Origin of the sequence: Methylobacterium tardum (genome assembly GCF_023546765.1) — a bacterium.
Taxonomy (GTDB): Bacteria; Pseudomonadota; Alphaproteobacteria; order Rhizobiales; family Beijerinckiaceae; genus Methylobacterium; species Methylobacterium tardum.
Genome location: NZ_CP097484.1, coordinates 6,798,412 through 6,811,139, shown reverse-complemented (window position 1 = coordinate 6,811,139; position 12,728 = coordinate 6,798,412). Strand labels below are relative to the sequence as shown.

Genomic DNA, 12,728 nt, shown 5'->3' with positions numbered 1-12,728 from the left:
GCCCGGACCCGAAGGGGCACGCCGTAGGCGGGCAATCCAGTCTCGCTGTCGGTGCACATCTTTGGCGCGCCGGCGGTTCTGGATCCCGGGCTCCGCTGCGCGGCCCCGGGATGACGGGAAGCGGCTGAAACACTCCGCTCCGTTCGGGATGACGGTCGAACGAGGTACCGTCAGATCTTGAACGCCTGACGGGCCATCAGCCGCCAGCGCCCGCCGTCCCGGCGCCAGACCTGCATCACGCCGATATGCACCGGGGAGGTCTTGCCGTTCGCGGTGGACTCGCCGGTGAAGACGTGGCGCGCGATGGCATCGTCACCCACGATCGAGACCGACCGGTCGGACAGGGTGATGCTCGGGAAGGAGGCGCGCTTGGTCGCGAGCGGCTCGATGAAGGCCGCCTTGTCCTGAACCAGCCCGCTCGAATGGCCGTAGCTCAACCCGTCGAGGGTCAGGGCTTCCAGGGCCGGCCCGTCGCCGGCGAGCAGGGCCTTGGTCAGGGCGTCCACCGCCTCCTCCACGGCGGCGGCGTCCGAACCGGCGGCCGTCCCGGGACGCGTCCGCAGCAGGACAGGCGTTGCGAGGGCAGCGGCCAGCGCTGCGCGGCGTGAGATCGGCATGGCTTCCTTCCCGGATGAGGCGGCGGATTGGGTGCGCCGTCCTACGGTCCGAGACAGAGCACAGCTGGCTGCCGCGCGCGAGGCCCGCGGGCGACACGCGCGACCGGATCATAAAGTTGGCGCCGGACCGCGAGTGGTGTATGGCCGGCGCAGATTTGCGGCCGTTGCCCGGAGCACCGGCCGTCGCGCGCTTTCGCCGGTCCCCGCGGCCGGCCGCCCTGCGCGAGCCTGAAGACGTTTTCGGAATCCCGATGCAGACCGTCCTGATCGTCGTCCACCTCATCATCGTGCTCGCACTGATCGGCGTGGTGCTGCTCCAGCGCTCCGAGGGTGGCCTCGGGCTTGGCGGCGGCGGCAGCGGCGGTGTCGCGGGCTTCATGACCGGCCGGGGCGAGGCCAACGCCCTGACCCGCGCCACCGCGATCCTGGCGGCCCTGTTCTTCGCCACCAGCCTGCTGCTCGCGATCCTGTCGCATCGCTCTGCGGCGCCGAAGTCGATCCTCGACACCGGTGCGCCCCAGACCTCGGGCCAGCCCGCCAAGCAGCCGACCGGCGCCGACAACCTGCTCGACACGCTCCGCCAGCAGCAGGACCGGGTCCCCGCGACGGCCCCGGCCCAGCCGGCCACCCCGGCGCAGCCGGCGGTTCCGGACGCGCCGCAGTCGCGCTGACGGCGCGCGCCGGGAGCGGCGCAGCGTCCCACTCCTTCCCGCTGGATCGGCGCCATGCCGATCCGTCCCATGCGTGGCGCGATCCCCAGTCCATACACGGGCCGGGGCATTCGCCGTTTGGCAAACGCCAGCACCTTCTTTATGGACCGAGGCCCATGACGCGGTACGTTTTCATCACCGGCGGCGTGGTTTCCTCCCTCGGTAAGGGTCTCGCTTCGGCGGCCCTGGCGGCGGTGCTTCAGGCCCGCGGCTACCGGGTCCGGATGCGCAAGCTCGACCCCTATCTGAACGTCGATCCGGGCACGATGAGCCCGACCCAGCACGGCGAGGTGTTCGTCACCGACGACGGCGCCGAGACCGACCTCGACCTCGGCCATTACGAGCGCTTCACCGGCGTTCCGGCAAGCCGGGCCGACAACATCACCACGGGCCGGATCTACCAGGACATCATCGCCAAGGAGCGGCGGGGCGACTATCTCGGCGCCACGATCCAGGTGATCCCGCACGTCACCAACGCGATCAAGGACTTCGTCCTCGACGGCAACGACAGCTTCGACTTCGTCCTGGTCGAGATCGGCGGGACGGTCGGCGACATCGAGGGGCTGCCGTTCTTCGAGGCGATCCGCCAGCTCGGCCAGGAGCTGCCCCGCGGCACCTGCTGCTACGTGCACCTGACGCTGCTGCCCTACATCCCGTCCGCGGGCGAGCTGAAGACCAAACCGACGCAGCACTCCGTGAAGGAGCTGCGCTCCATCGGCATCCAGCCCGACATCCTGCTCTGTCGCTGCGACCGGGACATCCCGGTCGGCGAGCGGCGCAAGCTGGCACTGTTCTGCAACGTCCGCGAAACCGCTGTGATTGAGGCGCGGGACGTGGCGTCGATCTACGAGGTGCCGCTCTCGTACCGGACCGCCGGCCTCGACCGGGAAGTGCTCGGCCATTTCGGCCTGGAGCACGGCGAGGAACCGGATCTCGGCCGCTGGAGCACCATCGCCGAGCGGGTGCGCAACCCCGAGGGCGAGATCTCGATCGCCATCGTCGGCAAGTACACGGGGCTGAAGGACGCCTACAAGTCGCTCACCGAGGCGCTGACCCATGGCGGCATCAGCCACCGGGTGAAGGTCAACCTCGAGTGGATCGAGGCCGAGGTGTTCGAGCGCGAGGACCCGGCGCCGTTCCTGGAGGGTCTCAACGGGATCCTTGTGCCAGGCGGGTTCGGCCAGCGCGGCGCCGAGGGCAAGATCCGGGCGGCCCGCTACGCCCGCGAGAAGCGCATCCCCTATCTCGGCATCTGCTTCGGCATGCAGATGGCGGTGATCGAAGCGGCCCGCTCGCTGGCCGGGATGCCCGAGGCGAACTCGACCGAGTTCGGCGAGACCTCGGAGCCAGTGGTCGGCCTGCTGACCGAGTGGCTGCGCGGCAACGAGCTGGAGCGGCGGGCCGCGGCCGGCGACCTCGGTGGCACCATGCGGCTCGGCGCCTACGAGGCGAAGCTCGATCCGACCTCCAAGATCGCCCAGATCTACGGGTCCGAGCAGATCTCCGAGCGGCACCGCCACCGCTACGAGGTCAACATGGCCTATCGCGAGCGGCTGGAGGCCAAGGGCCTGCGCTTCTCGGGCGTCTCGCCGGACGGGCTCCTGCCCGAGACGGTCGAGCATGTCGGGCATCCGTGGTTCATCGGCGTGCAGTTCCACCCGGAGCTGAAGTCGCGCCCGTTCGAGCCGCATCCGCTGTTCAAGGGCTTCGTCGGCGCGGCGATCGAGCAGAGCCGGCTGGTCTGAGGGCGCGGCGGCGCGCCGCTCCTCGCGCCGCGGTCCCGGACCCTATATTGACCGGACTGTGACCGAGATTCTCTTCTACCACATGCAGCGTCAGCCCCTGGAGAAGGTGCTGCCGAACCTCGTCGAGCGCTCGCTCGACCGGGGCTGGCAGGCTGCGATCCAGGCCGCTACCGAAGAGCGCCTGCAGGCGCTCGGCGACCACCTCTGGACCTACTCGGACGAGAGCTTCCTGCCGCACGGCACCGACCGCGAGCCGGATGCGGGGAGCCAGCCGGTCGTGCTGACCCTGCGCGACATCAACCCCAACACCGCCTCGATCCGCTTCCTGGTCGAAGGTGCCGACCTGCCGCCGGATGCCGAAGCCTACGAGCGGATCTGCATCCTGTTCGACGGGACCGACCAGGATGCGCTGCTGCGCGCCCGCGAGCAGTGGAAGCAGGCCAAGGAGGCGGGCCACGCGGTCGCCTACTGGCAGCAGGACGATTCGGGCCGCTGGAACAAGAAGGCGTAACGTGCTCCTCAGCCAATGCCTCGGGCGTGCCGCTCTCGTTGCCGCCCTGACCCTCGGGGCGCCGTTGGCAGCCGGCGCACAGGACGCGCCGCACGATCCCCGGCCGTCGGAATCCAGGCAGGCGCCGCGGGGGCCGGAAGGCCGCCGTCTGCCGCCGGACTCGGCGACGCGGCACAGCCTCACCCTGCCGAACGGCAAGAGCCTCGACTTCACCGCCACGGCCGGCAGCCTGCCCCTCGTCGACGAGGCCGGGAAGCTGCAGGCCGAGATCGCCTACGTGGCCTATACGGTGGCGCCGGAGGCCGGCCGCGAGCGCCCCGTCACCTTCGCGGTGAATGGCGGCCCGGGCGCGGCGTCCGCCTATCTCAACATCGGGGCGATCGGACCCTGGCGACTTCCCACGGGCGGCGACAGCATCAGCCCCTCGCAGCCTGTGGCGCTCACGCCCAATGACGGGACGTGGCTCGGCTTCACCGATCTGGTCTTCATCGATCCGGTCGGCACCGGCTACAGCCGCGCGGCGGACGGCAACGGCAAGGCCTATTGGAACATCGATTCCGACGCCTCGACCCTGGCGGCGGTCATCGCGCGTTACCTGCGCGTCAACGACCGGATGGCGAGCCCGAAATTCTACGTCGGCGAGAGCTACGGCGGTTTCCGCGGGCCGCTCATCACCGAGAAGCTTCAGGACGATATCGGGGTCGGCCTGTCCGGAATGGTGCTGCTCTCGCCGGTTCTGGACTTTGCGTGGCTGGAAACGCCGCGTGCCAACCCCTGGGGCTACGTCCTGAAGCTGCCCTCCCTGGCGGCCGGCGCCCTGGAGCGGTCCGGCACGGTCCCGACCCCGGCGCTCCTGAAGGAGGCCGAGTCGTACGCCTCGGGCCCCTATCTGGCGGATCTGCTCAAGGGGCCAAGCGACGCGGCCGCCGTGGCACGCATGACCGAGCGGGTCGCACCCCTGGTCGGGCTCGATGCCGCCCTGGTGCGGGCGCAGGCCGCGCGCCTGTCGACCCGCAGCGTCCAGCGCGAGATCGACCGTGCCGAGGGTCGCGTGACCAGCGCCTACGATACCGGCATCACCGGCTGGGACCCCAATCCGGATGCGGCCCAGTCGAGCTTCGGCGACCCGCAGCTGACCGCGCTGCAGGCGCCGCTGACCAGCGCAATGCTCGACCTTTACGCGCGCACGCTGAAGTGGCCCGTGCCCAATATGCGCTACGAACTCCTGAACAATGCGGTGAACCGCGGCTGGAGCTGGGGGTCGGGCCGGCAGGCGCCCGAGGTGCTGTCGAACCTCAAGAGCACCCTGGCGCTCGATGGCCGCCTGCGAGTGCTGGTGGCGCACGGCTTCACGGATCTCGTGACGCCCTACTACGCCTCGAAGCTCCTGCTCGCGCAGGTCCCGGCCTACGGCGCCGGCCGCGTCGGCCTCGCGGTCTATCCCGGCGGCCACATGTTCTACTCGCGGCCCGACTCCCGCGCCGCGTTTAAGGCGGATGTGGAGCGGCTCTATGCGGATGCCATGAAGGCGCGCGACGCCGGACCGGCACCGGCGGGAGCGCCCGCGGAGCGCCTCAAGGATACGCCCTGAGCGACGAGTGGCGCGCGCTCTGGATAATCCGGATCTTACCGCCCGCCACTCCGTTGTGCGCAAGCCGCCATGCGTCTACAACGGCTGTGTGACGGTGCCCCGGCGACGGGGTGAAAAGGGAATGCGGTGAGGGGCGCGAGCCTCGACTCCGCGGCTGCCCCCGCAACTGTGAGCGGCGAGCGCCTGCCAGAGCGCCACCGGAGCGATCCGGGAAGGCGGCAGGCGCGCAGAGCTGCGAGCCAGGAGACCTGCCGTCACGCCAGGATCCCGGAATGCCGCCGGTGGGGCGGCTGGAGACACATTGATGACCACCTCGACCCTCGCCCCCGTCGCCGCCGGCACCCGCTCGTCCGAGCGTTCGGTTGCCGTCGCGCTCGCGGCCTTCCTGGGCCTCGGCCTCCTGTTCATGGCGGGCTTCTCGCCGGCGATCGCGCTCCACAACGCGGCGCACGACTTCCGGCACACCCAGAACTTCCCCTGCCACTGACGCCTGCATCGCAGGGATGATCATCCGGCTTCTGTCGGCGGCGCTCGCCGCCGGCTTCCTCGCGGCTGCGGTCGTGACGGGGCTCGAGCTCACGCTGACCTCGCCGCTGATCGTGGCGGCCGAGCGCTACGAGCGCAAGGAACCGACGCATCAGGCGAAGATCGGCCTGCCGATCGTGCTGGCGCATGCCGGGCACGACCATGCCGCGCCCGACGCAGCGCCGGAATGGCAGCCTGGCGAAGGCCTCCCGCGCATGGCGTTCACCGCACTCGCGACCCTGGTCGGCGGCGTGGGCTACGCCCTGCTGCTCGGCGCCGTGATGCTCGCCTGCGGGCGCGATCCGACGCCGCAGGTCGGCCTCGCCTTCGCGGTGGCGGGTTTCGCCAGCGTCGCCCTCGCCCCGGGTCTCGGCCTGCCGCCGGAACTGCCCGGCAGCGAGGCCGCGCCGCTCGCCGCACGGCAGCTCTGGTGGGTGATGACCGCCGCCGCCACCGGGATGGGCCTGTACCTGATCGGAATCCGGCGCTCGCTGATCGCGATCCTGGGCGGACTCGTCCTGATCGTCGCGCCACACGCCGTCGGTGCGCCGCCGGCACCGGAGGGCGCGTCCGAGCTGCCCGCCGCACTGGCCGCACAGTTCGCGGCCCGCTCGCTGGCGATCAGCTTCGTGTTCTGGATGCTGATCGGGCTCGGCCTCGGCTGGGCGTGGCAGGCCTTCTCGCGCGAGGCGGCAGCGGGGTCCGCCCGTGTCTGAGACCGTCCTGTACGTCTGCACCACCTGCCGCCGCGAGGGTGACGACCCGGACGGTCCCCGGGCCGGCGCGCGCCTGCTCGAGGCCCTGCGGGACCGCGCCGGCGATGCCCCGGATCTGCGGGTCGAGCCGGTGGAGTGCCTGTCGGTGTGCAAGCGCCCCTGCACGGTGGCGGTCGCCTCGGCCGACCGCTGGACCTATGTGTACGGCGACATGGATCCGGCGGCCTCCGCCGAGACCATCCTCGCCGGGCTCGCGGCCTACGCGGCGACGCCGGACGGCATCGTGCCCTGGCGCGAGCGCCCGGCCGAGTTCCGCAAGGGCGTGATCGCCCGCATCCCCCTTTTCCCGAACCCCGCCCGCGCACCGCCGGCGCCCTGGAGGCCGCGGAATGACCCTCGTGAACAAGATCCCCTGCACCATTGTCACGGGCTTCCTCGGTGCCGGGAAGACCACGCTGGTCCGCCACGTGGTGGAGAACGCCAAAGGCCGTCGCCTCGCCATCCTGGTGAACGAATTCGGCGATGTCGGCTTCGACAAGTCGTTCCTGGCCGCCTGCGGCGTCGAGGGCTGCACCGAGGACTCCATCGTCGAGCTGCCGAACGGCTGCATCTGCTGCACCGTCGCGGATGATTTCGTGCCGGCGCTGGAGACGCTGCTGTCCCGCGCCGAGCCGCCGGAGCACATCCTGATCGAGACCTCGGGCCTCGCCCTGCCGAAGCCCCTGGTCCAGGCGTTCCAGTGGCCGGCGATCCGCTCGCGGGTCACGGTCGATGGGGTCGTCGCGGTGGTCGACGGGCCGGCGGTCGCGGCCGGCGCCTTCGCGGAGGATCCGGAAGCCCTGGCCGCCCAGCGCGCGGCGGACCAGTCTGTCGATCACGACAATCCGCTCGAGGAGGTGTTCGAGGATCAGCTCCTCTGTGCCGATCTCGTGGTGCTCAACAAGGCCGACCTGATTGATGCCGCGACCCGCGCCCGCGTCCGCGGCGAGGTCGAGGGGCACCTGCCCCGCGCAGTGAAGGTGGTGGAGACCGCGAACGGCGCCATCGACCCCCTGGTGCTGCTGGGCCTCGGCGCCGCGGCCGAGGACGATCTGGCTTCGCGGCCCTCGCACCATGGCGAGGGCGAGGATCACGACCACGACGATTTCGAGACCGTGGCGCTGCCGGTCCGCCCGGCCGTGACGGCGGCCGATCTCGCGGCCCGCGTCGAGAAGGCGGCAGAGGCCGAAGGCGTCCTGCGGATCAAGGGCTTCGCCGAGGTCGAGGGCAAGCCGATGCGCCTCGTGGTGCAGGGCGTCGGCCGGCGGGTCGCCCACCATTTCGACCGGCCCTGGCGGGCGGGCGAGGCCCGGGACGGCAAGCTCGTGGTGATCGGCCTTAAGGGCTTCGACCAGGACGCGGTCGCCGCGGCGTTGGCGGGATGAGGGCGGCCGCGCGCGCCCTGACGACCCGCGTCGGCGCGCGGTCGCGCGCGGTCACGGTCTAGGGGCCGCGATGCATCTTGTGCGCATGGATACCGTCTCCCTCGGCGAGGGCGAGGCGGCGGTGGACCTCGGACAGGAGCACGGCGATCTCGTCGTCCTGTCCTTCACCGACAGCGATCTCGCGGGGATCGGGCAGGCGCACGCCGCCGAGCCCGGTCTGCCGAGCCTGCGCCTCGCCAAGCTCGCCAAGCTGCGCCATCCCCTGTCGGTCGACCTCTACGTCGAGCGCGTGGTGACGCACGCCAAGGTGGTGGTGATCCGCTGCCTCGGAGGGCTGGATTACTGGCGCTACGGCGTCGAGCGCTGCGCCGAGGCGGCGCGGGCGCACGGCGTCGTACTGGCGGTGCTGCCGGGCGACGACCGGCCCGACCCGCGGCTTGCGGCCTTCTCCACGGACTCGGACCTCGCCGAGCGACTCGATCGCTATTTCCGCGCCGGCGGTCCTGACAACCTGCGCCGGATGCTGCGGCTGCTGGCCACCCGCACCGGCGCCGATCTGGTGGTGGAGCCGCCCGAGCCGCTGCCGCGCGGCTTTCCCTGGTGCGCGGGCTGCGGCGTGCTGCCCCTCGATCGAGCCGTCGCGGCAGCCGCGAGCGCCGTGCCGCTGGCGGGTTCCCGGACGCCGAGCACGCCTCTGGCTCTGCTCCTGATCTATCGGTCTGCCGTGCTCGGCGGCGACACCGCGCCGTTCGTCGCGCTCGCCGAAGCCCTGCGCGCCCGCGGGATCGGCGTGCTGCCGATGGCGGTGTCGAGCCTGAAGGAGCCGGTCGCCGCTGCCGCGGTCGCGGAGGCGGTGCGGGCGCGCAGGCCCGATCTCGTGATCGCCGCCACGGCCTTCTCGGCCCGCGAGGACGGCCTCGATTTCGTGCTCGGCGACGCCGATTGTCCGGTGCTCCAGGCCTTTACGGTCGGCGCGTCGCGGGCAGCCTGGGAGGCCTCGGCGCGGGGCATGGGCGCGGCCGATCTCGCCATGCAGGTGGCCCTGCCGGAATTCGACGGACGGCTCTCGGGCTTCCCGATCTCGTTCAAGGAGGAGGCGCCGGAGGTCGCGGGCTTCGCGGAACGCCGGGCCGTTCCCTACACCGCCGGCATCGCGGCGCTCGCCGAACGCGCCGCCGGCTGGCTGCGCCTCGCCGCCCTGCCCCGTTCGCAGCGACGCGTGGCCCTGGTTCTGTCCGACTATCCGGCCCGCGGTGGCAGGGCCGGCTTCGCGGTCGGACTCGACACGCCCGAGAGCGCGCGGACGATCGCCGCCGATTTGGCCGAAGCCGGCTACGCGGCGACCGGTCTGCCGGATTCCGGCGCCCTGATGACCGCGCTCACGCAGGGCCCAGCGTCGTTCCGCGTGCCGCTCGCCGACTACGCCGCTTGGCTTGCCGAACTTCCGGCGGACATGTGCGCCGCGCTCACCGACGCGTGGGGTCCGCCCGACTACGATCCCGGCTGCGTGGACGGCGCGTTCCGGTTCCGCGTGGCCGAGGGTGAGCCGGCAACGTCCGGGGGTCGCCTCGCCGTCTTCCTCCAGCCGGACCGCGGGCGCGATCCCGACCGGAAAGCCGGCTATCACGATCCGGAGCGCGTCCCGACACACGCCTATCTGGCCTTCCATCTCGGATTGCGGCAGCACTTCGACGTGCTGGTCCAGCTCGGCACGCACGGGACGACCGAGTGGCTGCCGGGCAAGGCCGTGGCGCTCGCGCCCACCTGCTTCCCCGCCCTCTGCGTGGGCAGCCTTCCGGTGGTCTATCCATTCATCGTCGATGATCCGGGCGAGGCGGCCCCGCTGAAGCGCCGCCTTGGCGGGATCGCGCTCGGTCACCTGACGCCGACGACCGCCGCGCACGACCTGCCGCCCGAGGCTGCGCGCCTGCGCGAGCTGGTGGAAGAGTATTCCGCGGCGAGCGTCCTCGATCCGCGCCGGGCCGCGCTCATCGCCCGTGCCATCCTGGAGGATGCCGAGGCGGCCGGGCTGCTCGACGGTGCCGGCATCGGCCCGGAAACCCCAATGGACGAGGCGCTGACCCGGCTCGACGCCCATCTCTGTGACCTCGGCGAGACCGTCTTCCGCGACGGCCTGCACGTCTTCGGACGCGCGGCCGACGGGGCCGCGGACGCGGCTTCGTCCTGCGCGACCGGCGAGCGCACCGGCCTGCTGGCCGCCCTCGATGGCCGGTTCGTCGCGCCCGGTCCCGCCGGCTCGCCGTCGCGCGGGCGTGCGGACGTGCTGCCCACCGGCCGAAACCTCGCCACCCTCGATCCTCGCGCCATCCCGAGCCGCGCCGCGGCGCGGCTCGGCGAGCAAGCGGCCGCAGCGGTCGTGACCCGCTACCTCCAGGACGAGGGCACCTATCCCGAGCGGATGGTCATCGATCTCTGGGCCTCCCCGACCCTGCGCACCGGCGGAGAGGACGTGGCGCACGCCCTGGCGCTGATGGGCGTGCGGCCGGTTTGGGACCATGCGAGCACCCGGGTCACCGGTTTCGAGGTGCTGCCGCTCGCCCTGCTCGACCGGCCGCGGATCGACGTGACGGTGCGGGTCTCCGGCGCATTCCGCGATACGTTCCCCGACACACTCGCGCTGCTCGACCGGGCCGCGCGGGCCGTCGCCGACCGTGACGAGCCGGACGACGAGAACCCGCTGGCGGCGGCCCGGCGACGTGGCGAGACCGCGGTCCGGGTCTACGGCGCGGCTCCGGGCCGGTACGGCGCCGGAGCGGCGGCCGCCGCGCTCGACGGCGCCTGGGATGCGCGCAGCGATCTCGGGCGTGCCTACCTGGCGGCCAGCAGCCACGCCTACGGCGACCATGAAGGACCCGACGCGGATTTCGCCGCCCGGGTGGCGGCGGCAGACGCCTACCTGCACGCCTTCGACGTGGCCGAACGCGATCTCTTCGACGGCGATGCCGCGGTCGACGCGATGGGCGGCTTCGCGGCGGCCGCCGCCCTCGGGGGCGCCAGCCCGAAACTCTACAGCCTCGACGTCTCCGTGCCGGAGCGGCCGAAGGCGCGCACGGCCCGGGAGGATGCGGCACGCCTGATCGGCGGCCGGCTCGCCGATCCGCGCTGGATCGCCGCGCAGCTGCGCCACGGCTATCGGGGCGCGCAGGAACTGGCGCAGGGTCTCGACGCGGTCTTCGTCCTCGCCGCGACGAGCGACGCGGTGACCGATGCCGGCTTCGACCGGCTCTACGCGGCCTGGATCGCCGATGCGGAGGTGTTTGAGCGGCTGCGCGCCGCCAATCCCGCGGCGACCCGGGCGATCCTGGAGCGCTTCGGCGAGGCGCGAGACCGCGGCCTCTGGCGCAGCCGCCGCAACGCCCTGCCCGCCGACGCGCTGATGCCGGAGGCGGCCGAATGAGCGCCCCGGCGCGCCAGCACCGCCGCGCGCTGCCGGAGGCCCCTACCCGCCGGGGTTGGTGCCCAGGTCTCGCCCGCCCGATGCCCACCGGCGACGGTCTCCTCGCGCGCGTGCACCCGCCGCTCGGGATGCTCTCCCGCGATCAGGCGCGGGCCGTGGTGGAGGGCGCGCGCCGGTTCGGCAACGGCCATCTGGACCTCACGGCCCGCGCCAATCTGCAGATCCGCGGCGTGTCCGACGCGACCCGGGCGCCCCTCGCCCGCCTGCTGGAAACGGCTGGGCTCGGCGACGTGCGCGCCGATGGCGGTCCGCAGCGACTGACGCTCACGAATCCGCTCGCCGGACGCGACGCGTCTGAAGCGATCGATGTGCCGGCGCTGGCCCGCGCCATCGAGGCTGCGGGCCTTGCCGTCCCAGGTCTGCCGGCCAAGACCCTCGTCGTCGTCGACGGACGCCCGGATGTGGCGCTGCCGGACGCCGACTGCTTCGTGGTTGGTAGCGGCGCGGGTACCGTCGTGATCGCGGCCGACACCGCCGAGGGCCGGCGCGACCTCTTCACCTGCTCCGAACAGGAGGCCCCTGCCCTCGCGGCGGCAATCCTGGCCGCCTTCGCGCGTACGGGTCATCGCCGGATGCGCGACCTGTCGGACGAAAGACTCGAGGACCTCGCTAGCCCTCTGCGGGCGCGTTGTCCGGTGGGGGATCTGCCTTCCGAGGCGGGAGGTGGTCGCCGAGGCGTCGCGCGGGACTTCAGGCCCTTCGCCCCAGCTGCCGGCCTTCGCACCGTGTCGGGTCATCACATCCTCGCCATCGACGCGCCGTTCGGCCGGTGCACCGCAGACTCCCTCGACCGTGTCGTAGAGGTGGCGGATGCGGTCGGCGCGGACGCGATCCGCCTCTCGCCGACGCGCGGTTTCGTCCTTCTCGCCGCACCCGGCACGGAGGCCGCACCGGCACGGGCCGCACTCGCGGATGCGTTCATCGTCGCACCCGACGATCCCCGGCGCGGGATCGATGCCTGCACGGGCGCGCCGGGCTGCGCTTCCGGATCAACGCCGACGCTGGCAGATGCCGCGCGTCTGGCCGAGGCGTTGAGATCATTGGAGATGCCGCCGCTTGCGGCGCACGTCTCCGGCTGCGCCAAGGGCTGCGCTCGGCCGGGTCCGGCCGACCTGACCCTCGTCGGCCAGGATGGCCTGTACGGCCCGATCGTTGGGGGTGCGCCCGGCGATGAGCCGGCGCTCTATCTCTCTATCGAGGCGGTGCTGGAGCGGTTAGGAAGGGCCAAGACTGTCGGGCTCGCCGCCGCGTTCGCGCCGGATACAGACCTGACGATGTCCGGGAGGACCAGGAGACCGGCATGAGCGCGAGCCAGAACGCCCTGCGCCAGACAGGATCGGAGCCGGCCGCGGCCCACGAACCCCCGTCCCGCTACGATTACATCCGTGATGGCGGCGCGATCTACGCCCGC

General features: G+C 72.3%; 10 protein-coding genes, 1 pseudogene and 1 riboswitch. Of the genes and pseudogenes, 10 read left to right on the top strand and 1 reads right to left on the bottom strand.

Going from position 1 to position 12,728, the window contains the following annotated elements:
* Positions 1 to 170: 170 nt before the first annotated feature.
* Positions 171 to 617 (bottom strand): nuclear transport factor 2 family protein, encoded by a 447-nt coding sequence (locus tag M6G65_RS32730; RefSeq protein ID WP_192706775.1) that lies wholly within the window; start codon positions 615 to 617, stop codon positions 171 to 173.
* A 251-nt stretch (positions 618 to 868) separates the two neighbouring features.
* Between M6G65_RS32730 and secG the strand changes: the two genes are divergently transcribed.
* The 10 genes and pseudogenes from secG to cobG all read left to right on the top strand — a co-directional run bounded on the left by secG (position 869) and on the right by cobG (position 12,621).
* Entirely contained in the window at positions 869 to 1,288 is a 420-nt protein-coding gene (secG, locus tag M6G65_RS32725; protein WP_250103389.1) for a preprotein translocase subunit SecG, read from the top strand.
* Between the two features lie 155 nt (positions 1,289 to 1,443).
* Entirely contained in the window at positions 1,444 to 3,072 is a 1,629-nt protein-coding gene (gene pyrG / locus M6G65_RS32720; protein WP_250103388.1) for a CTP synthase, read from the top strand.
* 58 nt (positions 3,073 to 3,130) lie between these two features.
* Positions 3,131 to 3,583, top strand: a complete 453-nt coding sequence (locus M6G65_RS32715) for a DNA polymerase III subunit chi (RefSeq protein WP_250103387.1) — start codon at positions 3,131 to 3,133, stop codon at positions 3,581 to 3,583.
* A 1-nt stretch (position 3,584) separates the two neighbouring features.
* Positions 3,585 to 5,174: a S10 family peptidase gene (locus M6G65_RS32710; RefSeq protein WP_250103386.1), complete on the top strand. Its 1,590-nt coding sequence runs from the start codon at positions 3,585 to 3,587 to the stop codon at positions 5,172 to 5,174.
* A 75-nt stretch (positions 5,175 to 5,249) separates the two neighbouring features.
* Positions 5,250 to 5,444, top strand: a riboswitch (cobalamin riboswitch).
* 34 nt (positions 5,445 to 5,478) lie between these two features.
* Complete coding sequence (locus M6G65_RS32705) at positions 5,479 to 5,661, top strand: CbtB domain-containing protein (RefSeq protein WP_210032911.1); 183 nt, start codon at positions 5,479 to 5,481, stop codon at positions 5,659 to 5,661.
* Positions 5,662 to 5,677: 16 nt separating this feature from the next.
* A complete protein-coding gene (locus tag M6G65_RS32700; protein ID WP_238194384.1) occupies positions 5,678 to 6,415 on the top strand; it encodes a CbtA family protein in 738 nt (245 codons plus the stop codon).
* Positions 6,408 to 6,695: pseudogene (locus M6G65_RS32695) on the top strand (DUF1636 family protein); the annotation flags it as partial. The gene M6G65_RS32700 and the pseudogene M6G65_RS32695, both read left to right, overlap by 8 nt.
* Positions 6,696 to 6,804: 109 nt before the next feature.
* The gene (gene cobW / locus M6G65_RS32690) at positions 6,805 to 7,839 is read left to right on the top strand and encodes a cobalamin biosynthesis protein CobW (RefSeq protein WP_238194382.1); all 1,035 of its coding nucleotides are present in this window, start codon (positions 6,805 to 6,807) and stop codon (positions 7,837 to 7,839) included.
* A gap of 70 nt (positions 7,840 to 7,909) precedes the next feature.
* Positions 7,910 to 11,257 (top strand): cobaltochelatase subunit CobN, encoded by a 3,348-nt coding sequence (cobN, locus tag M6G65_RS32685; RefSeq protein WP_250103385.1) that lies wholly within the window; start codon positions 7,910 to 7,912, stop codon positions 11,255 to 11,257.
* On the top strand, positions 11,254 to 12,621 hold the full coding sequence (gene cobG / locus M6G65_RS32680) for a precorrin-3B synthase (protein ID WP_238194380.1): 1,368 nt from the start codon (positions 11,254 to 11,256) through the stop codon (positions 12,619 to 12,621). The genes cobN and cobG overlap by 4 nt, the downstream gene beginning before the upstream one ends.
* The last annotated feature ends 107 nt before the right edge of the window (positions 12,622 to 12,728 follow it).